At 57.1% G+C, this 21,778-nt stretch carries 22 protein-coding genes and 1 riboswitch; of the genes, 10 read left to right on the top strand and 12 right to left on the bottom strand.

Annotated elements, in window-relative coordinates; translation table 11 throughout:
• Window positions 1-43 precede the first annotated feature (43 nt).
• The 12 genes from GO499_RS08645 to GO499_RS08590 all read right to left on the bottom strand — a co-directional run bounded on the left by GO499_RS08645 (window position 44) and on the right by GO499_RS08590 (window position 11,902).
• On the bottom strand, window positions 44-1,198 hold the full coding sequence (locus tag GO499_RS08645) for a dynamin family protein (protein WP_161861829.1): 1,155 nt from the start codon (window positions 1,196-1,198) through the stop codon (window positions 44-46).
• Entirely contained in the window at window positions 1,198-3,222 is a 2,025-nt protein-coding gene (locus tag GO499_RS08640) for a dynamin family protein (protein WP_161861828.1), read from the bottom strand. Before GO499_RS08640 ends, GO499_RS08645 begins: the two co-directional genes overlap by 1 nt.
• Window positions 3,223-3,335: 113 nt before the next feature.
• Window positions 3,336-4,250, bottom strand: coding sequence for a hypothetical protein (locus GO499_RS08635; RefSeq protein WP_161861827.1), 915 nt, complete (start codon window positions 4,248-4,250; stop codon window positions 3,336-3,338).
• 197 nt (window positions 4,251-4,447) lie between these two features.
• A complete protein-coding gene (locus tag GO499_RS08630; RefSeq protein ID WP_161861826.1) occupies window positions 4,448-5,512 on the bottom strand; it encodes a DUF1513 domain-containing protein in 1,065 nt (354 codons plus the stop codon).
• A gap of 4 nt (window positions 5,513-5,516) precedes the next feature.
• Window positions 5,517-6,500: an imelysin family protein gene (locus tag GO499_RS08625; RefSeq protein ID WP_161861825.1), complete on the bottom strand. Its 984-nt coding sequence runs from the start codon at window positions 6,498-6,500 to the stop codon at window positions 5,517-5,519.
• Window positions 6,500-7,987, bottom strand: a complete 1,488-nt coding sequence (locus GO499_RS08620) for a di-heme oxidoreductase family protein (RefSeq protein WP_161863884.1) — start codon at window positions 7,985-7,987, stop codon at window positions 6,500-6,502. Before GO499_RS08620 ends, GO499_RS08625 begins: the two co-directional genes overlap by 1 nt.
• A gap of 158 nt (window positions 7,988-8,145) precedes the next feature.
• Window positions 8,146-9,396 (bottom strand): imelysin family protein, encoded by a 1,251-nt coding sequence (locus GO499_RS08615; RefSeq protein WP_161861824.1) that lies wholly within the window; start codon window positions 9,394-9,396, stop codon window positions 8,146-8,148.
• Window positions 9,397-9,407: 11 nt separating this feature from the next.
• Window positions 9,408-9,887, bottom strand: coding sequence for a hypothetical protein (locus GO499_RS08610; protein WP_161861823.1), 480 nt, complete (start codon window positions 9,885-9,887; stop codon window positions 9,408-9,410).
• Window positions 9,884-10,042, bottom strand: a complete 159-nt coding sequence (hemP, locus tag GO499_RS08605; protein WP_161861822.1) for a hemin uptake protein HemP — start codon at window positions 10,040-10,042, stop codon at window positions 9,884-9,886. The genes GO499_RS08610 and hemP overlap by 4 nt, the downstream gene beginning before the upstream one ends.
• Window positions 10,039-10,194, bottom strand: coding sequence for a hypothetical protein (locus tag GO499_RS08600; RefSeq protein ID WP_161861821.1), 156 nt, complete (start codon window positions 10,192-10,194; stop codon window positions 10,039-10,041). Before GO499_RS08600 ends, hemP begins: the two co-directional genes overlap by 4 nt.
• Window positions 10,195-10,370: 176 nt before the next feature.
• Window positions 10,371-11,204 carry a GNAT family N-acetyltransferase gene (locus tag GO499_RS08595; protein ID WP_161861820.1) on the bottom strand — a complete coding sequence of 278 codons (834 nt, stop codon included), beginning with the start codon at window positions 11,202-11,204 and terminating at the stop codon, window positions 10,371-10,373.
• Window positions 11,201-11,902, bottom strand: coding sequence for a GntR family transcriptional regulator (locus tag GO499_RS08590; RefSeq protein ID WP_161861819.1), 702 nt, complete (start codon window positions 11,900-11,902; stop codon window positions 11,201-11,203). The genes GO499_RS08595 and GO499_RS08590 overlap by 4 nt, the downstream gene beginning before the upstream one ends.
• Window positions 11,903-12,116: 214 nt before the next feature.
• Here GO499_RS08590 and GO499_RS08585 point away from each other — a divergent pair, with 214 nt between their 5' ends.
• From GO499_RS08585 to GO499_RS08540, 10 genes are all read left to right on the top strand, one after another.
• Window positions 12,117-13,100 carry an ABC transporter ATP-binding protein gene (locus GO499_RS08585; protein ID WP_161861818.1) on the top strand — a complete coding sequence of 328 codons (984 nt, stop codon included), beginning with the start codon at window positions 12,117-12,119 and terminating at the stop codon, window positions 13,098-13,100.
• Between the two features lie 25 nt (window positions 13,101-13,125).
• Window positions 13,126-14,400: an ABC transporter substrate-binding protein gene (locus GO499_RS08580; protein WP_161861817.1), complete on the top strand. Its 1,275-nt coding sequence runs from the start codon at window positions 13,126-13,128 to the stop codon at window positions 14,398-14,400.
• 42 nt (window positions 14,401-14,442) lie between these two features.
• On the top strand, window positions 14,443-15,306 hold the full coding sequence (locus tag GO499_RS08575; protein ID WP_161861816.1) for an ABC transporter permease: 864 nt from the start codon (window positions 14,443-14,445) through the stop codon (window positions 15,304-15,306).
• A gap of 1 nt (window position 15,307) precedes the next feature.
• The gene (locus tag GO499_RS08570; protein ID WP_161861815.1) at window positions 15,308-16,147 is read left to right on the top strand and encodes an ABC transporter permease; all 840 of its coding nucleotides are present in this window, start codon (window positions 15,308-15,310) and stop codon (window positions 16,145-16,147) included.
• Window positions 16,144-16,785, top strand: a complete 642-nt coding sequence (locus GO499_RS08565; protein ID WP_348520804.1) for an aspartate/glutamate racemase family protein — start codon at window positions 16,144-16,146, stop codon at window positions 16,783-16,785. Before GO499_RS08570 ends, GO499_RS08565 begins: the two co-directional genes overlap by 4 nt.
• A 130-nt stretch (window positions 16,786-16,915) precedes the next feature.
• Window positions 16,916-17,021: riboswitch (guanidine-I (ykkC/yxkD leader) on the top strand.
• Window positions 17,022-17,108: 87 nt separating this feature from the next.
• Window positions 17,109-18,167: a putative urea ABC transporter substrate-binding protein gene (locus tag GO499_RS08560; RefSeq protein WP_161861814.1), complete on the top strand. Its 1,059-nt coding sequence runs from the start codon at window positions 17,109-17,111 to the stop codon at window positions 18,165-18,167.
• Between the two features lie 271 nt (window positions 18,168-18,438).
• A complete protein-coding gene (locus GO499_RS08555) occupies window positions 18,439-19,251 on the top strand; it encodes an ABC transporter permease (protein WP_161861813.1) in 813 nt (270 codons plus the stop codon).
• Complete coding sequence (locus GO499_RS08550) at window positions 19,248-20,015, top strand: ATP-binding cassette domain-containing protein (protein ID WP_161861812.1); 768 nt, start codon at window positions 19,248-19,250, stop codon at window positions 20,013-20,015. The genes GO499_RS08555 and GO499_RS08550 overlap by 4 nt, the downstream gene beginning before the upstream one ends.
• A complete protein-coding gene (locus GO499_RS08545; RefSeq protein ID WP_161861811.1) occupies window positions 19,996-21,258 on the top strand; it encodes an agmatinase family protein in 1,263 nt (420 codons plus the stop codon). The genes GO499_RS08550 and GO499_RS08545 overlap by 20 nt, the downstream gene beginning before the upstream one ends.
• On the top strand, window positions 21,258-21,713 hold the full coding sequence (locus tag GO499_RS08540) for a hypothetical protein (protein ID WP_161861810.1): 456 nt from the start codon (window positions 21,258-21,260) through the stop codon (window positions 21,711-21,713). The genes GO499_RS08545 and GO499_RS08540 overlap by 1 nt, the downstream gene beginning before the upstream one ends.
• Window positions 21,714-21,778: the final 65 nt, after the last annotated feature.

Here is a 21,778-nt window from a genome sequence, read left to right as displayed (position 1 = left end):
TGTCGTTTGGGACTCGTTATCGTGTACAGAGGCGCCAACTTCCTCAGCGCCTTGATGTTGGTTTGAGCGGGTTAAGATCGAACCAAGGGTCTTGCGAAGGTTCTTCAAATTCTTCCCTCAATTGACGAACTGTCCGGCGAAGATCGAAGCCGAATTCCTCGGCCGTTTCTGCTGATTTCAACATCTTGGAAACCTCACTCGATCCACTGACCTTCTCAGCTTCAAGTTTGGCCAAAAAAAGTCGAATGAGGGCATTGAGATGTTCAAATGTTATTATCTTGCCGGCTTCCTGTTCAGCGTCTTGCCACATTCTTGAGATGGCGCGCCGGTCAGTCTCCAGCTGTGCCGCAGGCGCTTCAGTCAACGGCTTTCTATCTGGATCAACAGCAGAAACGGGCGCTGAAACTTGCTTTGGCTCGGCCGGCAGGTAGCGTGCCAATTGGGCTGCACGACTCTCGCTTACGTAAGTAACCGACCGGGCCAATGCCGCTTCGAAACTTTCTCCGCCACTGGAGTGCCAGGCAGAAACTTCGCCAGGCTTCCCCTTTGCGGCACTGGCTTTCGGCGTGGCGATGAAAACGATTTCCCGGAACAGGCCCTCCGTTTCCCGCCGCAGTCGCTTTTCTACCTTTTTCCGCTCGCTTTCGGATTTGAGCTTATCGGCTCGTGTTACCACCAGGATGCTGTTCTCACGCATTCTCTTTGGCATTGATTTCCATGCAGCGGCTTCGGACTGCCGCCATGCCTGCGTGGCGTGTGTGCACCACAGTACGAAGTTACAGAACTTCGAAACCATAGGCAGCATGTTGGTGGACATCGTCGGATCGGAAATACCGGGAGTGTCGATGATATCAAATGCCCTCAGCGCGTCCGAAGGCATCAGCATTCGGATGAGGGCTGAGGAAGCGAGGCTTTCGGAGAGAAGGTCCGGAGCCTGCACCTCGCTGACGGAGCCATCGTACCCAATTGCATGACCGACTTCGCCGTGCCCGTGGATGAGCCAAACTGCCGGGATATGGGTGGCAGTCGTCTTCGTCGGTACGACATCGCGACCGACGAGAAAGTTGAGCAGAGTGGATTTTCCGGCGCTGAATTCGCCCATAAGCGCAAAACGTGGTTTGCGTTCGGACCAACTCTTCAGCCGGGCATAATGATCCGCCGGGACTTCTCGAAAGTGCTCGTGGGTCATATCGTCCATCACATATTCTCGACCAGACGCAAGTCTGGAGCCTCACGAACAACAAGCGTTTCGAGTCTGGGAATCGCGCTTTCCAACCTCTTCAGTGCTAGTTTCATCGCCTTGACCGATGCTTCCCTTGCCTCTGATGCATTGTCAGCACTTTCGTGCCCCATCTTGGACAGGCGTTCGAGTGTTTCGCAGTGTTGTGCAACGAACTCGGCGATCTTGGCACGGCCTGCCATGAGATACGTTTCAGCCTGATTGTCGCAAAGCTCCGCGACCACAGGCTCGACCTCCCGGTCGAGAATTTCTGCAAATTCGCGAACTCTTGTGTCTGCCTTGCGAGCACCGCCGAGCCAGCGGGACCACCATGAGCCCCCCATGTCCATGGCCAGTTTCCGTGACACAATAGTCGGGACAGGTGCCAAAGGTACCTGGGGAGCATCAACGCTGACTTGGTCGTCGGTTGTTGTCAGGCGATAGGCGTCTTCGACTCCCTTGGCCACTGTCGCGTATTCAATGTGCAAATTGCGGCGCACGCGCTCACTGAACTCGACGAAGGTGTCCTTCAGATCCCGCCGCAACGGGGCCGTATCCGAAGCCCAAATGGCTCCGGCATCCTTTGCGTTTAAGGAAGCGGCAAGCGCTCTGGTTTCCTTCATACGGAACCCGCTGACGACCTTCTCGACACTGGTCGTGAATGTGTGCATTTCGGCGTCCAAAACATCGGCCATCTTGGCAGTAAGGTTGCGGACCAGATTGTCCACGTGATCGACGACAAGATGCGGGTCGACGATTTCTTGCAACTGTCCTGCACCATCTGACATGCCGCGCGCAAACGTCATACGCGCTTGCCGGGCCGAGTTCAGCGTCTGCGCCACCACATCATCCATCATTGTCTGGAAAGAGCCGTTTTCGATGCGCTCGGCAATGGCGGCCTGCAGTTCGGGTAATCCGGATCGCCGAAAGGCCAGATCCCGAACATCGCCTTCAATTTCGTTTAAATCTTTCAACAGAGGTGCTGCGCTTTCCTCTGGTATGTCCTGCAGGGAATCGTTCAGAGCAGCTTCGGCCCACAAGGCACTGCCGAATATGATCGGGATATCCCCGAGCATCGACGCACGCTTCAAAGTATCGCGGATATGCTTCTCGATTTCGGCTTCGGCGCTCTTCGGATCTGGCAACTCGTCTATGCGGTTGACGAAGAGGATGATCTGCTCGTTCTTCAGCGAAACGAGAACCCGCAGCAGGGCGATGTCCATGGTCGTCAGTGCCTGGTGCGCACTCAGGACGACGACGCAGATATCGGTGTCCCCCAAGCTGTTGAGCGTAACCTGTTCACGCACAAGGAACGGGTCGTTGACACCTGGCGTATCACAAATTGAGAGTGGCACTTCGTAGAGACTGGTTTCGAGGTAGAGGTCGGCAGACTTGGTCATGTCAGCAAACCGGCCTGGTTGCGTTGGCGCACCTTCGTCATCTTCTTCGCCCACACAAACATAGCGCTCTATCAGACTCGAATCGAAGCTGGAGAAGTTGTGTCGGCCTCCAAGCAGAAGTTCGAAATTCGCCCCCAGCCGTCGGCGTGTCTTTTCTTCCATCGTGGCCAATTGGACGGCGAGTTCTTCCATTTCCTCGCCGGAATTCGTGCGCCGTGCCATTTCGCCGAGTCTTCCGCCACCTTCACGAAGCTCCTTCCAGTCCTCCTTGTCGAAAAACTTGAAAACGGCGCGCTGATCGTGGCGCAAGGTTTCGTTCATGTGGACCGTGGTTACAACGGAAGTCCAAGGATTGACATCCGACGGAAGGAGACCCGGGGCTCCGATCATGGTATTTGCAAGAAGCGTCTTGCCCGCCTTTACCTGCCCAACCAGAGTCACCTTCGCAGAATAATTGTCGAGCCTGTCGCGCAGTTCGGCCGATTTTCGGCTGAGACGCTCGTCGTCAACTAAGGCCAAACCTTCGAGCACATCTCGCAGGACAGATTTTTTTTCTTTCAAAGGCGAGAGGATATGGCTTCCGCCATTCTTGTCATAACTCATTACTCTACTTCCCGAGACCTGTAACTTCCCGAAGCAGGAAAATGCCCTGCCGCTACTATTTCACTACTCTTCCCCCAATTGAGGGCTTTTCCCAACAGACTACAACACACCTGTTAGACCGCTACCGGATCAAGAACCTGAATTTGGCAAACTCCGTTCTCATCCCGATTGGCTTCCAGCACTCGTTTCCGCTCAGCGCTCAGAACTTGAATCTGCACGGCACCAGCCAAAACGTCATCGGCGACAGCATCACGAACAGCTGCCGCCAAAAACATTGCGTTTTCGACTTGCTCAAAACCGATACCGCTCTGGAGCGTTGACGGCCACAGGTCTGAGTCGAAACTCATAGCCTGCACGCTCCCAGTGGCAGGCGTGATTTCGATGCTTTGGCCGGAATCCAGCAATGCCAATGCGTCAAATGCGTTGTCAGAGGTTGGAATATCTTCAGCCGGTTTGCTTACGATCCGGAAATCGACGCCCGTTTCAACGCCCTCCATCACAAGCGCTGCTGCACCCAGGATATCTATTTCGTTATTTTCGTTTGACGCTCTGCCGCGAGCGGCATTGAGTCGTACCATCTCATTGCCGACGATCAGGTTCAGAACTCGTGGGAGTTCAGTAAGATTAACACGACGAGCAAGTGTCCACAGGGCGGCCAGGCGCCTGTCGGAGAAACGAATGGCGGTTTGTACACAGTCCGTTGTTCCGCCGACCGAATTCGGGAGCACGCGCAATGAACTCATGGCCAAGCCCGCATTCAGGTTGCCGTCGCCAAGTAGTGCAATCCTCGCAGGTTCATAATAGATGCTGCGGGATCTCGCATCTTTGACAAGCAGAATGCTGCCAGCCGCACTCAACTTCGAAGCTGTAAAAATTTCATGTAGAAACCGCGACTGCAGAACTGCAGACTCAGAATTCTGGGTTGGGGAGGAGGCCAGTACCTTCGGCGAATTTTCGACCAGCTCGACTGCTGCTCGAAACGCTGACGTACTTACAACCGGCCATTCAACGATGTTTGGCTGGGGCATTGCGACTCAGATGCTAATTACAAAATACGTTTAAACTCATAAACGAATCTGATGTAAATGCAATCCTTGGAACACGTTATGCGGGTAGAGAAAAAACGATTGGTTATCGCAGGCCGAACCAGAAGGATTAGTCTGCTTGTCCAAGCGTACTGTTGGAATGACAAGTCGCCGGACTTGTCCACAAACGCCCCGGCGTTTCAAACGGAAATCAGGTGATTATCCCATGCAACTCCTTGAGAAATATTGGTCTTGTGGTCTTCATTCGAGCTTCTGAAGATGCCGTTGCCGCTTGTGATGGCAAACGATTCCTCTAGAGTTGCAATACCACCAACATCTTTCTCCCGGAGATTGTCTACCAAATTGCCAGTTCTGGTTGCGAATATCTGAACAACGCCGCCTCTGGGTGACGTTGCGGCAACCGCGTCACCGCTCTTCGACAGTGCAATACTGCCTACATATCCCTGCATCTCCTCATGTATTTCGTCGGCCGCACAGAGAAAGCGAGGCTCTGATCCGATTTGGTGCAATCCGATCAGCGGGGGGGAGAGACCTTCACCTTCCCACTGCATGCCAAACGCTACCATTCCGTCTTCGGCAACGGCCAAGTGACGGATGGAATTCTTGTGCCAGTCAGACAAAAGTTCGACTTGGTCACGTATTTGGCCGTCGGAAACGTAGGACAGGTTCGGTTTCATGGTCGGGAGGTTTAGTTTGGTACGCCCGCTGTCCGGGTGAGTATCGATGCCGCCATTTGCGACAACGAGCATGTCTGACCCGGGTAAGCGTTTTATATCGTGTGGACCGATCCCTCCGCTCGAAAATTCTCCGATACGCCGGTAGTCTCGCGCGTCCCAGACGCCAATGTATCCAACACCGGTCTGGAAGCCATTTTCTGTCGTATAGAGGGTCTCTCCATCCTTCGAGAATTCGCCGTGACCGTAGAAATGGCGCCCGGAAGGAGCTTCCAGCATCGCTTTCACAACGCCGTTGCCGCAGTCCAAAACCATTGCGAAGGTGCCAGGGCGGCGGGCGAATGCTACAGCTTCCGGCCTACGCGGATGGGCCGCAGCGGCATGCCCGCGGTCGGGCAGGGGAAGCCTGAAAATGATTTCGCCGTTTATGTCGAGCCCGCAGAGAACGTAGCTGCCGCCTGTTTCCATCCCTGCCGTCAAAAAAGCCGGTCCGCCGGCAGCCGCCCAGGTTGCATGGGGCGTTAGCCCCGCAGCGGCAAGTCCTTTGAGAAAAGTCCGACGCGTCGCCATGACTTCAGTCACCATCCATAGAATTGAAACCGGCGACGACACCCAACTTCGGGCCGATTTCAACCAGTGCCAGTTCGCTCAATCTTCGCATGGCCTGCTGCAGGGATTCCACCGCCAGACGCTCTTGCGGGTTTCCGATGTCGGCAAAAACCGGATCTTCGACCCGGCCTGCCAGTGTGAGGGTCCTCTGATAGGCACGATCGAGTTTTTCCTGTAGCGCACTGTCTCCTTCAGCGAGGCGCACCGCGAGATCTCGCAGCGACACTGTGATCAACTCGATGTGGTGCAGGGACCGTCCTGACCGATGTGCATCCGCACGCGCGGGTCTTGGACGCTCGAACGTGCCCAGTGGCCGTGCCAGACGCACATCGATCGCGAATTGAAGCCCGCTCGTCAGTGATTTGAAAAGTTTCTGTGTTATCTCGTCGTCCAGGTTCTGAGAATACTCTTGCCAGTCCGAGAGGATCGCGGCGGCATTAGTATGAATGTCCACAACAATCGCACGGAGCAGGTGACAGCGATAGCCAGCATTCGAGGAATTGGCGAACTCCGGTTCGAAAAGCAGAAATTCGAGTGCGTAGAATCCTCGTGCTGCGACAGATACTTCGCGAAATCCGCCCGCGTCGTCGACAACTGCATCTTTGTCGGTGATCAAGTTACGGAGGCTTCGAGGGGTAGCACCTCGGGTGTCGGGCCAGAATGCTAAAGCGAATGCTCTGTCCTGCACTTCGGTTGGCCCGAAGCGCAGATGGCTTGCTGAAATCCACGCGTCGAATGCGGAGTGATATGCTCGTTTAAGTTCAGGCGATCCGGCAGCGCAGTTTTCTTTGGCAGTATTTTCAAGCGCGAGGGTCGTGCTCTCCAGTGCCTCGAACCTGGGCAGCACATGGGCAGAAACGATCCCTGCTGCATCGATATCCACGTTCTGCGCGCACAGTGGTGAAGCGGCTGTGAATAGAACGAGTGCGGCGCAAAGCTTTTTCATCATTACAGGCTCTCCAGAAAGACGATCAGTGTGTCACGATCGACCTTAGGCAAGGAGACAAAGGTGTCACGCGCGTCTTGGGCTTCACCCCCATGCCAGAGTATAGCCTCTACGAGGTTTCGAGCACGGCCGTCATGAAGAAAGTAAGTATGACCGCTGACAGCTTCCGTCAGACCGATACCCCAAAGAGGCGGTGTTCGCCATTCCTGACCCATCGCCCGCGCTTCTGCGAAGCCGTCAGCCAGCCCTGGGCCCATATCGTGAAGCAGCATGTCCGTATATGGCCAGATTAGTTGGAAACTCTGGGGTAAGTGACCTTCCAGGCGATGGGTGACGAACGAAGGACGGTGGCAGGTCGCGCAGTGCGCTTCGTGAAAAACCTTCTTGCCGCGCAGGACAGAAGGGGTGTCAACATCCCGGCGCGCGGGCACGCCAAGATTGCGGCTGTAGAAGCTCACCAGATCAAGTGCCAGGTCGTCGGCTTCGAATATCCTGTCGTCACCATCTCCGTGGATCGCACTCTGGCAGTCAATTTGAGCGGTTGTACAGTCGCCCCAACCTGAAGGATGCAATCGAGTGGAAATGCCAATATCGTTGGAGAACGCTGCTGCCGATTGCTCGCGTATGGTTGGGGCTGCAGCCTTCCATCCGAAGCGCCCCAGCATGGGAGCACCATAGACTTGGGAAAAGACGATGTTTGCCCTTCCGGACACACCGTCATTATTTGCATCTTGTGGGTCTTCCCAGGCCAGGATGTCGGCGGCCGGAACGGCCTCCAACAGGCCAAGCCCGATCATCTGCGGCGTGACGCGCGGGCTTAGCATCGCCTCCGTGGCCAGTGGGCCATAGGCCAGATCGGTTGGGGTGTAGCTCGGCACGCGTAGAGAAACCACTTCACCGCCTGAGAGTTCGACCGGTCGCTCCTCATATGAGACGTTTAACCGGTATTCCGAAGGCAAACCGGCGATAGAAAGATCCTGCAATTGCGATCCATACGTGGGTTCAGGTGCCGTGGCGATGTAAGCCTCGATCTCCGCCATAGCGTCGTCCCCAACGATCGGGACTGCCACTTTCGTCAACATAGAGATTGCGTTGCTGTCGTCAGCTTCAGGAGGATGACCACGACCATCCTTGATGTGGCAGCGCTGACACGAACGAGCATTGTACAGCGGCCCGAGGCCGTCCGACGCAAGTGTAGATGATGGGGCTGAAACCCAGATTTTCCTGAACAGGCCATTACCTACCTTGAAGTCCAATTCCTGTTCGAAAGTCAGGTTGGCCGAGGGATGTGAGAATGCGTTCGCGTCCGCCTTGGTGTAGACAGTCGCCGCTCCGGCCGAACGCTCCTCGAACTTCTGCGCTCTGTTAAAATCGGTCGCCGGTCGGGTAACAGAAGTAACCCGCTGCATTTCGTCGGCCGTTCTCGGAACTATGGGCAGGTGGGGTTCAAAAAGTACATCGGCATGCGTCACCGATGCCGCAATTATCATGAGCGTGGCTAACGGCAGGCTGGAATCGGTGAAAGTCGTCACGAAGGGCTAATCCATTCCTTGCTTTTGGCTGGTATCAGGTCTGTTCGGTGAGTTGGAAACGAAAGCAGGGCTCCCGGTTGACCGGAAGCCCCCTAAACGAACTCCAGACTACTTTTTTACTGGAACACTGCCTCCGGGTCGTCAAGGCTGTCTGAGCCTTCGAAGGCGATCGTATCGAGCCCTAGAACGCCTACGACTTTCTCGATTGTCGCGGTCTGGTCGATCAAACCGTTGACGCCCCCCATTACAAGAGCCTCACCTGCGGTGTTTCCCCGCTCAAGCATTTGATCATAGGCATAACCCGCTTCGGCTGCCGTCTTTATCCGGCCAAGTGCCATCATTGTGGTTGCCAGCTTGCTTTTCATTTCTGCGTCAAGTCCCTCATCGGTTGCCGAAACAAGATCGGAGAGGGAAGCGCCGGCGACCATCGTGCCATCGGCGCGGACATACTGGCCGAGGTAGACGTTCTGGACACCCATACCGTCATAGAAGTGGCTGTTGTGTGTGTTATCTGAAAAGCAGTCGTGCTCTTCCTCGGGATCGTTCAGCATCAGGCCGAGACGCATCCGCTCCCCAGCCTGTTCACCATAGGACAGGGAACCCATGCCAGTCAGCATAGCCGCAATGCCTGCATCTTCATTGGCAAGCAGTTCTGTACGGGCCGCGCCGCCTTCGATCCATTGTGCCGACATCCACTCAAGATCACTTACCAGAAGATCGGTCGCGGCCTGCAGGTACTGTCCCCGACGGTCACAATTGTCGTTTGTACAGTCGTCACCAGTGGCGTAGTCTGTCCATTTGCGCTGTCCTGCACCACTTTCATGGCCGTTCAGATCCTGCCCCCAGAGCAAAAACTCAATCGCGTGGTAGCCTGTGGCAACATTCGCTTCCACACCGTCCGCTTCCTGTAAGGTCTCTTCCAATAGGGCGGGGGTGATTTCCGAGGCGTCAACCGTGTTGCCCGAGATCGTAAGGGTATCATTCGCGACGACGTTCAACATAGCGAGATCGTTCTCGTCGCTGGATGCCTCCCCTTCGACGTAGTCAATCAATCCTTCGTCCAATGGCCACGCATTCACCTTCCCTTCCCAATCGTCGACAATGGCATTGCCGAAGCGGAAAACTTCAGTTTGCTGGTAAGGTACTCGGGATTTCAGCCATGCTGCCTTTGCCGCCTGGAGTGCTTCCGCCGATGGATCAGTGATCAGATTGCCTACCGCGGCCTTTAGTGATTTAGCAGTCTCAAGACTGTCTTCATATCCGGCCTGAGCGATATCGGCATATGTGTTCAGCACCTCAGTCTTTGTCTGGGCCGAGGCGGCGGCCCCTGCAGAGAGGCAGATCGCGCTGAGTACGAGAGTTCTCATGGCTGGTTCCTTCAATGTAATGATCTGTTTGAGGAGTTGGCGTGGGTTGGTCTTGGAGCGTTTCCAAGGTTCATCTTGCGCAGCGCTGTACCCAGGCTCTCGGCGTGGCCAACGAGCAGCGGCGCAAAATCGGGTTCGAACAACAGCAACGACAGGAGCAATGCATCCTCCCGTTGTCCGTCCGTCGCGGCGCCCACAAGATTGGCCAGACATGCCTCATCTGCGCCGATGCATTGGCAGGTCACTTGATGTCGCATTATTGGACGACGGCACAGATCCACACAGGCACGGCAGATTTCCTCCAGTGCGGACACCGCCCTTTTTCCGGTTTCTGGCCCAAGAGCCGTAGCGAAGTCGTTCCAGACGTTCTTTCGGGATTCCGGACCGTCGAACCACAGACGGAAGTACAGAACGGAAGCCGCCTCCATGGAGTCGAGTTCCGAAATGTGACCGACTGGAACGCTCCCGCGCGATGGAGCGATCTGGTTCATTTGGTCAGAATCAACTTTCCGGCTTTAGTGATCCTAAGGGTGTATACTTGGTCTCCCAAGGTAATGGATGCCTGACCGAATCCTTCGGTCAGGTCTTCGGCGCGGTGCGCGGGGCGAGCCTGCGCAGTACTGTTACGATCGACATTCATATTCATTTGTCTTCCCTCCGACGGTTCGCAGCGATCTGGTCGCTCAGCCATTCCATCTCGCAGCACCGAACCAGAATTTCTTCGGAACAGAGATCGACGCGGTGACTAGCCAATGGCTTGCCGCCCTCATCCTCGGTCTCCCCCTGTCCTTCCGGCATTCGCGGTTCACTCCAGTTTGCGACTGATAAGCGGCGTCGGGCTTCTTCCTTTCAAAAGTGGCTGGAACACGCTGGATTAAATCTGATTGAATTAGTCGGGATTGTCAATCCGAGTTCTTTGGTCGGGAATTATTTTTTCCGTGAGAGAAGAGCAAAGGATCACAGGAGGGCTATAATCAACCCAACTCGAGTGTCGCGGTGCTTACGAGACCTGCGAAGCTCGTTTCAGGCGACGGTGGAGTGCCGCGATACATTCTTGCGGTCGTGAAGCTGCACGCCAAGCCACTAATGCGCTCAAATTCCGAGGGAAGGGATTGGGTGTCGGGAATATCAATCGTTATCTGGTCAACGCCGAAAACGGATGCGCCGTGCGCCAGTAAGAGCTTGGCCTCTTCCGCCGTTGTTGCAAACAACGGTCCCGCCTTGCAGCCTTCGGCGCAGCGCCTGATCGTAACTGCTCCGCGAAGAAGTGAACCATCACGTAGGATGAAAGTGCGACGGTTTTTTGTATCGCTGAACCAGTGGGTGAGAAATGTTGGCATGGAGTAGCCAAAAGCTTCTTCATACCGGTGCACCAGTAAGTTCGATTCTTTGTCTCTGGGTGGCGTGATCGCATCGCACCGGATAGGCGGTATGCGGCCTTCGTATCGAAATGTCTTCCCCGACATGTCGAAGCCGGATTTCCTGTAGTTAGCCTGCTGCGCTGGGACGCCATCAAGTCCGATCGTCCGGTCTCCCGCGTGCTCGAGTCCGGCCAGCCACGTTTCATAGCCAAATCCCCGGCCCCGATACTCTGGGTGGCATAGGTAAAGACCGAGAAAGGCAAAATTGTCGGTATGGTTTACGACAGAAACAGCGGCAACCGGCCTGCCTGCTTGCTCGTTAACAAGAAAACCGCTGGGATCGGCAGCGAGGTATGCGGCTGCGTCTTCAAGGCCGGGATTCCATCCCTCGTCTTGCGCCCAGCCTAGGACTGTCTCCATGTCGGCAAGTGTCATCACCCGGATCATCTTCGGCCCTCGATAGCTTCGCGCAGCGAAAAAGTCGATTTCGGCGATCTAGAGAAATCGAGTGAGTGAGCGAGGTCGACAATATGGCCGTGCATAATCTCCTCTGCCTGCAGACCATCGCCCGCTTCAAGAGCTGTAATCAGTGCGTTATGTGCATGACTTTCGCAAATGGCGCTCTTTCGCCGCCAATACAGTGCAATGACAAGGGACGAGCGGGCGACAAGTGTTTCAATGAAGGCCGCTATTGTCTTCTGATCTGCGATCCTGGCGACATCAGTATGAAATCGTCCAGAAAGGTGCAGCGCCTGCCCATAGTTCCCGGATGCCAGTGCGGAGTGTTCAGCCGTAATCCTGTCGTGCAGCAAAGCGATGTCGGCATCGGTAATTCTGTCGGCAGCCGACCGGGCGGTTCGTGGCTCCAGGAGTGACCGAGCCTCCATGACTTCGCGGGCTTCAGCCGGGTCAGGGCGGGCGACGAAAGCGCCACGATGACGTTCCAGTGTCACCAGTTGCTGATGAGCCAGTTGCTGAAGGGCCGATCGGACAATCGTTCTACTTACACCAAATATATCGGCCACTTCATCTTCACCAAGCTTCGTGCCGGGGCTTATTCGATGTTCATGAATGGCATGGGAAAGGCCATCCACGACGTCGTCGCTGGTCTTCCGTTTCGTGGCGTGGGTGCCTGTTATGGTCATAAGGACAGCGATAGGGTCCGGTGCATCCCGACTCAAGCGGGCATGGTTGGCACAACCCCGCTAGAAAAATTGTATACAATGATTGTTTAAAACTTGCGCACTCTGCGAAAGGACCTGCCTATTTTCACGGCGGGTCCTTTTTTTGCGGCGATATCGAACGCAATCGTTTGCCAAATTGCCGGTTTGCATTGGTGGTGGAGGCAAGGAGAACGCGATGCGACAACAATCCGACCTCGAACTGGTGAGTGTAACCAAACGCTACGGCGACTTTACCGCCGTCGATGCGATCAATCATCTCTTTCCGTCAACCGGCTATACCTGTCTCCTCGGGCCGTCCGGCTGTGGCAAGTCTTCGACGCTGCGGATGATCGCGGGCCATGAGACTGTAACCGACGGGGCGATCGTTCTTGGCGGCACTGATATTTCGCGCCTTCCACCTGCCAAGCGTGGCACCGCGATGATGTTTCAGAGCTACGCATTGTTTCCGCACTTGTCGGTGGTGGACAATGTCGCCTTTTCGCTTCGCATGTCCGGAGTTGCCAAGGAAGAGCGGCGCAGGGAAGCACAGAAGCTCCTCGAACTCGTGGAAATGGAGGCCATGGCCAACCGCTTCCCCGATCAGCTCTCCGGAGGACAGCAGCAACGTGTCGCCCTGGCGCGGGCTCTGATTACCCGTCCAAAGGTGCTGCTGTTGGACGAGCCTCTTTCGGCGCTCGATCCCTTCCTTCGAATACGTATGCGGGCGGAATTGAAGCGTCTGCAACGTGAACTTGGCATCGCATTCATTCACGTAACCCACGGCCAGGATGAGGCTATGGCCCTCGCCGACGAGATCGTGGTCATGAACAATTCGGTCATTGAGCAATCAGGCCATCCTAGAGACGTCTTCAACGCTCCGCGCACCGAGTTCGTCGCCCGTTTCCTCGGTGGGCATAATGTAATTGCCACGGGCAACGGCAAGATTGCCATCCGCTCCGACGAAATTGAACTCGCGTCCGATGGCAATGGCCGTTTCAGTGGAACGATCACGGGCATCGAATATCAGGGCACACACGTTGCCATCACGGCCATGGGGCAGGGCGACACAGAGATCGCTGCGGTTCTGCCCGAAGCCGATTTTTTTGCCGCGCCAGTCGATGTCGGCCAGTCGGTCGCATTTGATTGGCAAGAAAAACGCCAGCACGCATTGGCGGGATAAATCTTCCAAAAAGGAGACAACAGGAATGGAAAATAGCAAGATCACTAGGCGTGGCCTTCTGAAGTCCGGTGCCGCAGCGGTGACCGCCGTTGGTGCCACGACAATCGGCGCACCGACAATCTGGGCACAGAACATCAAGGACATTACGCTTCGCCAGTTTGGTACCGGCGTCTCTAACCTCAACGACGTGGCCGACAAGGTTAAGGAAGATCTCGGCTTTACGCTGGAAATGACTGCTCTGGATTCTGACAGTGTTACACAACGTGCGGCGACGCAGCCCAACAGTTTCGATATCGCCGATATCGAGTATTGGATCTGCAAGAAAGTTTGGCCGACAGGCAACCTTCAGGCCATGGATACCAGCAGGATCGCAAACTACGACAAGATCGTGGGCATCTTTCGTGACGGCAAATTGACACCGGAAAGCGAAATTGCGCAAGGCACCGCCCCGCACACCGTCGGTTTCGTTGATGGCCCGGATGGCAAGGAGTTCGTACAGGAGCAAAGCGGATGGATGACGCTTATCCCGACGATCTATAACGCCGATACGCTGGGCATTCGCCCCGATCTGATCGGTCGCCCAATCAGCAACTGGTCAGAACTTCTGAACCCGGAGTTCAAGGGCAAGGCGTCGATCCTCGATATCTCGTCAATCGGGATAATGGATATGGCCATGGTCGTGGAATCCATGGGCGAGTACACCTATCCCGACAAGGGCAACATGACGCGTGAAGAGATCGATATGACTATCGGCATTTTCACCGAGGCCAAGCAAAACGGCCAGTTCCGGGCCTTCTGGAAGAGTTTCGACGAGAGCGTCAACCTCATGGCTTCCGGTGAAGTGGTCATCCAGTCGATGTGGTCGCCGGCAATTACCGCTGTGAAATCAAAGGGAATTCCCTGCGTGTATCAGCCTCTTGAAGAGGGGTATCGCAGTTGGGGTGGCGGTATCGGCTTGTCAAAGTCGCTGTCCGGTCTCGAACTGGATGCCGCCTATGAATACATCAACTGGTATCTTTCCGGCTGGGTTGGCGGGTACCTGATGCGTCAGGGGTACTACTCCGCCGTTCCGGAAACCTCCAAGGATTTCATGACCGAGAACGAGTGGGGCTACTGGTTTGAGGGCAAGGAAGCCACTGATGTCATCACCAGCCCCACCGGCGACAAACTGGCTGAAGCGGGCGAAACCCGCGACGGTGGTGCGTTCGAGGAACGCATGGGGCGTGTCGCCTGCTGGAACGCGGTCATGGACGAAAATCAGTACATGGTTCGCAAGTGGAACGAGTTCATCGCATCCTGAAGCATTTGGGGCGCGCCGGTGCGCGCCCCAATCGGAGATCACATGCAGAAATTTTTCGCCAGAAATACGGTTGCCGGATGGCTGATGGTCTCGCCGCTTGCCGTGATCCTGCTATTCTTCCTGGTAATGCCGATCGTCATGATCGTTATCGTCAGCTTCTGGCAGGCGACCGAGTTCTCGATAATTCCCGCATTCTCACTTGAAAACTACGAATTTCTATTTGGTTCCTCAGTCACCTACAGGGTTTTCTTAAACACGTTCAAATACGCGTTGATAACTTGGGCTGTGACCTTAGTCATCGGCTTCACGGTTGCCTACTATCTGGCGTTTCATATCAGAAGTCTGACATGGCAGATCGCGCTGTTTCTGCTCTGCACCATTCCATTCTGGACATCGAACATTATTCGCATGATCTCTTGGATACCGTTTCTGGGACGTAACGGTATTGCCAATTCGACGCTGATTTCCTGGGGAGTCATCGACGAACCTCTGGAATGGCTACTGTTTTCAGACTTCGCGGTAATCCTTGCCTTTGTCCATCTCTACACACTTTTCATGGTTGTGCCGATCTTCAACACCATGGTGCGAATAGATAAATCCCTGATCGAGGCAGCACGAGACGCAGGTGCGTCGGGGGCCCAGATCCTATGGAACGTGATCATTCCTCTGACGAAGCCGGGGATCATGATCGGGACAATCTTCGTAGTGACGTTGGTGATGGGCGACTTCATTACGGTCCGTTTCATGTCCGGTAGCCAGTCCGCAAACGTGGGGCGATTGATTTCCAATGACATCGCGCTGCTGCAGTATCCTTCGGCAGCAGCTACGGCGGTCGTTCTGCTTGTGACCGTGTTGATTGTCATCGGGATCCTGCTGCGGTTCGTCGATATTCGCAAGGAGCTTTGAGATGGAGCCTAGGCCGAAATCTTTCTATTTTCTCAGTATCTTGTTTGCGATGTTTCTACTCTTTCTCTATGGGCCGACACTGACTATCGGAATTCTTTCGTTTCAGGGGCCGGGTGGCGGTCTGACGTTTCCCATGCGGGGTACGTCGCTGTATTGGTTCAGGGATTTGTTTGAACAGCAGGCGGTTGGTGATATCTGGGGGTCTTTTGCGCGCAGCATCACCCTGGGCCTCATGGTGATGTTAACGACAGTGGTTATTTCAGTAATGGGCGGCTTGGCGTTCCGGCGGCGCTTCGCTGGGTCCAGCCTGTTGTTTTATTTGATAATTACCAGTCTGGTCATCCCTTCGATCCTTGTCTCACTGGGGGTTGGACTGATCTTCAACCAGGCCGATCTGGAGGTGCATTGGTCAACATCTGGCTTTGGCTCGCAGCTTACCTGGACACTGCCGTTCGGGCTGCTAATCATGTTCGCGGTATTCAACAGGTTCGATTCTTCCTTTGAGGAGGCGGCGCGCGATCAGGGAGCTTCTCCCTTGCAAACAATAGGTTACGTTGTGTTGCCGATTATCGCGCCATCGCTGATCGGCGTGGCGTTGTTCGGCTTTACCCTGAGCTATGACGAATTTGCCCGCACGCTGCTGACATCTGGGAGCTACAACACACTGCCGCTGGAAATCTACGGGATGACGACCAATGTCACCACACCGGTTCTTTATGCACTCGGTACGCTGACTACGATTTTTTCCCTTATTATCATTGGGATATTTCTTTTTCTTGCAGCAATCAGCGGCCGCAGACGCAAGGCCATGGGCTCCGATGCGGGTAAGGGTGACGTGTGAGTGCGATCACGCTGATCAACCCGAATTCGACACAGGCGATGACGGACAGCATGCTGGCCACGGCGCGCAAGGTGCTGCCCGGCGTGGTGTTCGAGGGCTGGACCTCGGTCGATGGGCCGCCTGCCATTCAGGGGCGCGAGGACGGTGAAAGGGCCATTCCACCAATGCTGGATTTGGTATGGAAAGCGTATGGGTTTGGTATGGCTGTCGTCATCGGCTGTTTCGATGATACCGGGCTGGCCGAGGCGAAAGCCAAATCGCCAATTCCGGTCGTGGGCATCGGCGAGGCCTCGTTCCACATGGCACGCCTGCTGGGGCACCGTTTCTCTGTGGTGACAACACTGCCGGTCTCCATCCCGATCATCGAGGAAAACATTCGGGCCGGTGGCTTTGCCGATATCTGCGGTCGGGTGCGCGCCTCGGACATTCCGGTGCTTGAACTGGAGGCCGACCCGGCGGCGGCCTGCGCGGCCATTGCGCGGGAAGCCGAAGCGGCCCGTCGGGAAGATGATGTTACAGCCATTGTTCTTGGGTGTGCGGGCATGACGGGGCTGGAGGCGCATCTTTCCGGGATCGATGCCCATTTCATTGATCCGGTGGCTTCCGCTTGCCGGTTGGCGCACGCGCTGACGTGCTGACTCGGCAGAATGTTGCTCTGAAGTTCAGCGTTTTCGAGAAAACTGCCCATTTTGGGGGCAGAGCTGCGGATTTGGAATGAAATGTTCCGTTTCAGTCGACGCCTTTGACGAGCTTGCCGTTAGGGTGAATGCGCAGGGTGTCTAGGGTTCCGCTTTCGATTTGAAAGGACCGGTCCGAGAGATGCCGCCGGCGCCCACATGCGCCCGGTACACGGCGGGGCAAAATCCCGGGAGAGTACTGCGTTGGATGCCCGGGCTCTCTTTCCGTTCTGCCACCCGGTTTCCAGTCTTTTCACCCGGCGGGACGACAGACGGGGAAACTCATGAGAAAGCATCTCATCCTGATTGCCGCAGTCGCATCGACCCTCGGTTCCATCGCTACGGCGCAAGAAAAATCCGAGTTCCGGATTGCATGGTCGATCTATGCCGGCTGGATGCCGTGGGGCTATATGGAAGACAGCGGCATCATGGACAAATGGGCCGAAAAATACGGCATCGATGTCGATATCGTGCAGATCAACGACTACATCGAATCCATCAACCAGTACACGGCCGGGGCCTTCGACGGCGTGACTGCGACGAACATGGACACGCTTTCCATCCCCTCGGGCGGCGGTGTGGATACGACGGCGCTGATCGTGGGCGATTATTCCAACGGCAACGATGCGATCATCATGAAGGGCGAGGGCGATCTGGCGAGCCTTGCGGGCAAGCCTGTTAACCTCGTCGAGCTTTCGGTTTCGCATTACCTGCTGGCACGGGCGCTGGATACGGTCGGGCTGGCGGAGCGGGATCTGGCGAGCGTGATCAACACCTCGGATGCCGACATGGTGGCGGCCTTTGCCACGGATGACGTGGAGGTGGTGGTGACGTGGAACCCGCTTGTCTCCACCATCATGGAGGAGCCGGGGGCGCAAAAGCTGTTCGACAGTTCGGGCATTCCGGGCGAGATCATCGACATGCTGGTGGTGAACACGGACACGCTGGCCGCGAATCCCGATTTCGGCAAGGCGATCGCGGGCGCGTGGTACGAGACGATGGCGCTGATGGCCTCGGATACCGACGAGGGTGCGGCGGCGCGAACGGCGATGGGCGAGGCCGCTGGCACGGATCTTTCGGGCTACGAGGCGCAGCTTGCCGCCACCGAGATGTTCTATGATCCCGCGGATGCGGTCGCCTTCGTGGGGAGTGACGAGCTGAAGACGACGATGGTGAGCGTGGCGGAGTTCCTGTTCGACAAGGGAATCCTTGGTGAAGGCGCGCCTTCGGCGGATTTCGTTGGCGTAGCCTACCCGGATGGCTCCACCACCGGGGACGATGCGAACGTGCAGTTCCGCTATGACGTGACCTACATGCAGATGGCGGCGGACGGGGCGCTGTGAAGGCGGGACTGTCGGTGCCGTGCGTGGCTGACTTCGGAGTGATGCTGGCGGTGCTTCCGGCACGGAATCAAGGCCCCGGTACGGGGCCGCCGTGCCAGCGCCGTCCCGCCCCACCGGGGCGGCGCTTTTGCTGGCGTCGGTTCGGGGCGGCAAGGTTGGAGACATCTGGCGGGCATAAAGTTCCGACTGTCGACGTGATCAGCGCCACCCCGCGGGACGGCGCTGGCGCGGCTCTTGCGGGCGTTGCGCTTGTGGTCGAGGGTTTCTGCTGATGCGCTGGATCAATCGCAGGCCGGGCAGGGTGCTTACCGCGGCGCTTGTCGCCGTGCCCTTCCTGCTCGCCTTCCTCGCCTATTCCATCGGCTCGGAAATCCGCCTCGCCGAAAACCCGTCCGACAAGCTTTTGCCCGCGCCTTCCAAGATCGCGGCAACGGCGGTGCGGCTGGTGAGTGAGCCGGACAAGCGCTCTGGCGAGATCCTGTTCTGGAAGGATACGATTGCCAGCCTCGTGCGGCTCGGGATCGGGGTTGCAATCGCCGCCGTCACCGGGCTGGTGATGGGGCTGCTGATCGGACTCTTGCCCTATGTGCGGGCGACGCTGGCGGGGTTCGTGGCAGCAATCTCCCTCGTGCCGCCGCTGGCGGTTTTGCCGATCCTCTTCATCGTGTTCGGCCTCGGCGAGCTTTCCAAGGTGGCGCTGATCGTCATCGGGATCACGCCGTTCCTGATCCGCGATATGGCCGAGCGCACGCGGGAGGTGCCGGAGGAACAGATCATCAAGGCGGAGACGCTGGGGGCAAGCTCACTTGCCATCGCGTTGCAGGTGGCACTGCCGCAGGTGATGCCGCGGCTTCTGCAATCCGTTCGCCTGTCGCTCGGGCCGGCGTGGCTGTTCCTGATCGCGGCGGAAGCCATTGCGGCGGAGAACGGGCTGGGCTATCGGATCTTCCTCGTTCGGCGATATCTCGCGATGGATGTGATCCTGACCTATGTCGTCTGGATCACGCTGCTGGCCTTCATGATCGACTGGTGCCTCGGCGCGATTACGCGCAAGGCCTATCCGTGGGCTGGGGGGCGTGCATGAGTTACGTGACGGCGCAAAACATTTTCCTGAGCTACGGCAAACGGCCGATCCTGGAGCGGGTGAACCTTTCGGTGGAGAAGGGGGAGTTCATCTCCATCGTCGGCGCGTCGGGATGCGGGAAATCGACCTTCCTGCGGCTATTGCTGGCGCAGGAGCAGCCGACGCGCGGCGAGGTCCGGATCGACGGCGCGGAGCCGGCGCGGGAGCCGGGGCCGGACCGGGGCGTGGTGTTCCAGCGCTACTCGGTGTTTCCGCACATGACAGTGCGCGAGAATATCGTGGCGGCCACGGGACTTTCGCGGCGTTTCGGGCGGCTATTCGGGGCGGAGCGGACGGCCGCACGGGCGGCAGCGGGTGCGATGCTGGAGCGGATCGGGCTGAGCCACGTGGCGGACCAGTATCCAAGTTCGCTTTCGGGCGGCATGCAGCAACGGCTGGCGATCGGGCAGGCATTGGCCTGCAAACCGCGGGTACTGCTGCTGGATGAACCCTTCGGCGCGCTCGACCCCGGAACGCGGGTTTCGATGCACGAATTTCTGACGGAGCTTCGGGCCGAGACGGAAATGACCGTATTCATGGTGACGCACGACCTCGAGGAGGGTTTCAAACTCGGCGACCGTGTGCTCGTGTTCGACAAGCCGCGCTGGGACCCGGACGACCCGGAAGCCTATGGCGCGACGATCACTTACGACTTCGATGCCCGGAACGACGGCATCCCTTTCCAGACCCTTGAGGAGGCAACACATGCTACCCCCGCTTCATAAGACACGCTCTCACCACCCGGTGGACAGGGGAGCGCAGGATCGCCGAGCGCATCACCCGGATCTTTCCAAGCTGATGGGCTGGAAGGCGGCGCGGAAGGAAGAGGAGATTCCGGGCGAGGAGTGGGAGAAGGAGAAGGCCTGGGCGCTGCGTATGGGGCTGACGGCGGCGGACAGTATCGAGGACCGCTCCATCCCAACCTTCGCGCGGGGGGAGTTGCCGCATTACGCGGGGATCAACACCTTTCTGAAGGCGCCCTATACCGAGGATGTGACGGAAGTGGGCAATTACGATGCCACCGTGCTCGGCGCGCCGTTCGACGGGGGGACGACCTACCGGCCGGGCACGCGGTTCGGGCCGCAGGGGGTGCGGAAGATATCGGCGCTTTATACGCCCTACAACTATGAGATCGGGGTGGATCTGCGCGAACAGATGAGCCTGTGCGATGCGGGGGATATCTTTACCATTCCTGGCAACATCGAGAAAACGTTCGACCAGATCAGCCGGGCGGTATCGCATGTGTTCAGTTCCGGGTCGATGCCGATCATCATCGGCGGCGATCATTCCATCGGGTTTCCGTGTGTGCGTGGGATCGCTGAGTGCACCTCCAAGAAAATCGGGATCGTGCATTTCGACCGGCATGCCGACATTCAGGAAAAGGATCTGGACGAGCGGATGCACACGACGCCGTGGTTCCACTCCACGAACCTGCCGAACGTACCTGCCAAGAACCTCGTACAGGTCGGCATCGGTGGCTGGCAGGTGCCGCGCGAGGCGGTGAAGGTTGCCCGCGAGCGGGAGACAAACATCATTACCATGGGCGACATGGAGAAGATGGGCATCGACAAGACTGCCGAGATGGCGCTGGAGATGGCGTGGGATGGGGTGGATATGGTCTATATGTCTTTTGACATAGACAGCATCGACTGTGGTTTCGTGCCGGGAACGGGCTGGCCGGAGCCGGGCGGCTTTCTGCCGCGCGAGGCGTTGGCCTTGGCCTCCAAGGTGGCGGCGGAGGGGATTTGCGGAATGGAGTTGGTAGAAGTATCACCGCCGTACGATCAATCCGAAATCACGGCACTGATGGGCACCCGCGTTATCGTCGATGTGCTGGGAGCGCTGGTGTCCAATGGCAAGATGGGCGCGCACAAGCGGCACATCGACAAGCCGGTGAGCCTGCCGATGGGCGAGTATTCCGAAGCGACCCACGGGAAGCGCTGGACCACTCGGGCAGGGAGCAAGTGATGCCGCACGATCACCCCGTAGACCATGACCATCATCACGACCATCACCACCACGGGCATAACCAGCCCGGGGTAGACCACCACAGCCACATGCAAGACGTTGATGAAGCGGCGGAAATCCAGGTTCTGACGGATCAGTTCATCGACGGGTTCCAGCAGGCGAAGGACAAGATGTCCTATCTTCGTCTGGCCGGTGTGCCTCTGGAAGTGCCGGATGTGGCCCACGGAACCGCGATGAAACTGGTGGACGTGCGGCTGACGACCGAGTGGCAAGTGGGCACTGCCTCGCCGTCCTTTGGGTCCCGCGAACTGAGTTATCTGCCATATCCGGGCGAGATGGTGACGGAGCGGACAAACCTTGAGTTCGTCTACGTGTCGTTGCGGTCAAAGCAGCTTTCGGACCTGCGCCACTTTCTCGCGCAGAAGTTGCGTGACGAGGCTGCAAATAGCGGCTGAGTATGGGTGGCACATCCCCATCTGAATTGAGGCGAAATGTGGCGGGAATCGGGTCGAAATATGAA

Origin of the sequence: Algicella marina (genome assembly GCF_009931615.1) — a bacterium.
Lineage (GTDB): Bacteria > Pseudomonadota > Alphaproteobacteria > Rhodobacterales > Rhodobacteraceae > Algicella > Algicella marina.
The sequence above is the reverse complement of the archived record's forward strand: the minus strand, read 5'-3'. Positions and strand labels throughout refer to the sequence as shown.

Bases quoted from the DNA above. Each gene is read 5' to 3' on its own strand.
- GO499_RS08645 (WP_161861829.1), bottom strand. From the start codon at position 1,198: ATGGACGATATGACCCACGAGCACTTTCGAGAAGTCCCGGCGGATCAT.
- GO499_RS08640 (WP_161861828.1), bottom strand. From the start codon at position 3,222: ATGAGTTATGACAAGAATGGCGGAAGCCATATCCTCTCGCCTTTGAAA.
- GO499_RS08635 (WP_161861827.1), bottom strand. From the start codon at position 4,250: ATGCCCCAGCCAAACATCGTTGAATGGCCGGTTGTAAGTACGTCAGCG.
- GO499_RS08630 (WP_161861826.1), bottom strand. From the start codon at position 5,512: ATGGCGACGCGTCGGACTTTTCTCAAAGGACTTGCCGCTGCGGGGCTA.
- GO499_RS08625 (WP_161861825.1), bottom strand. From the start codon at position 6,500: ATGATGAAAAAGCTTTGCGCCGCACTCGTTCTATTCACAGCCGCTTCA.
- GO499_RS08620 (WP_161863884.1), bottom strand. From the start codon at position 7,987: ATGATAATTGCGGCATCGGTGACGCATGCCGATGTACTTTTTGAACCC.
- GO499_RS08615 (WP_161861824.1), bottom strand. From the start codon at position 9,396: ATGAGAACTCTCGTACTCAGCGCGATCTGCCTCTCTGCAGGGGCCGCC.
- GO499_RS08610 (WP_161861823.1), bottom strand. From the start codon at position 9,887: ATGAACCAGATCGCTCCATCGCGCGGGAGCGTTCCAGTCGGTCACATT.
- hemP (WP_161861822.1), bottom strand. From the start codon at position 10,042: ATGAATATGAATGTCGATCGTAACAGTACTGCGCAGGCTCGCCCCGCG.
- GO499_RS08600 (WP_161861821.1), bottom strand. From the start codon at position 10,194: ATGCCGGAAGGACAGGGGGAGACCGAGGATGAGGGCGGCAAGCCATTG.
- GO499_RS08595 (WP_161861820.1), bottom strand. From the start codon at position 11,204: ATGATCCGGGTGATGACACTTGCCGACATGGAGACAGTCCTAGGCTGG.
- GO499_RS08590 (WP_161861819.1), bottom strand. From the start codon at position 11,902: ATGACCATAACAGGCACCCACGCCACGAAACGGAAGACCAGCGACGAC.
- GO499_RS08585 (WP_161861818.1), top strand. From the start codon at position 12,117: ATGCGACAACAATCCGACCTCGAACTGGTGAGTGTAACCAAACGCTAC.
- GO499_RS08580 (WP_161861817.1), top strand. From the start codon at position 13,126: ATGGAAAATAGCAAGATCACTAGGCGTGGCCTTCTGAAGTCCGGTGCC.
- GO499_RS08575 (WP_161861816.1), top strand. From the start codon at position 14,443: ATGCAGAAATTTTTCGCCAGAAATACGGTTGCCGGATGGCTGATGGTC.
- GO499_RS08570 (WP_161861815.1), top strand. From the start codon at position 15,308: ATGGAGCCTAGGCCGAAATCTTTCTATTTTCTCAGTATCTTGTTTGCG.
- GO499_RS08560 (WP_161861814.1), top strand. From the start codon at position 17,109: ATGAGAAAGCATCTCATCCTGATTGCCGCAGTCGCATCGACCCTCGGT.
- GO499_RS08555 (WP_161861813.1), top strand. From the start codon at position 18,439: ATGCGCTGGATCAATCGCAGGCCGGGCAGGGTGCTTACCGCGGCGCTT.
- GO499_RS08550 (WP_161861812.1), top strand. From the start codon at position 19,248: ATGAGTTACGTGACGGCGCAAAACATTTTCCTGAGCTACGGCAAACGG.
- GO499_RS08545 (WP_161861811.1), top strand. From the start codon at position 19,996: ATGCTACCCCCGCTTCATAAGACACGCTCTCACCACCCGGTGGACAGG.
- GO499_RS08540 (WP_161861810.1), top strand. From the start codon at position 21,258: ATGCCGCACGATCACCCCGTAGACCATGACCATCATCACGACCATCAC.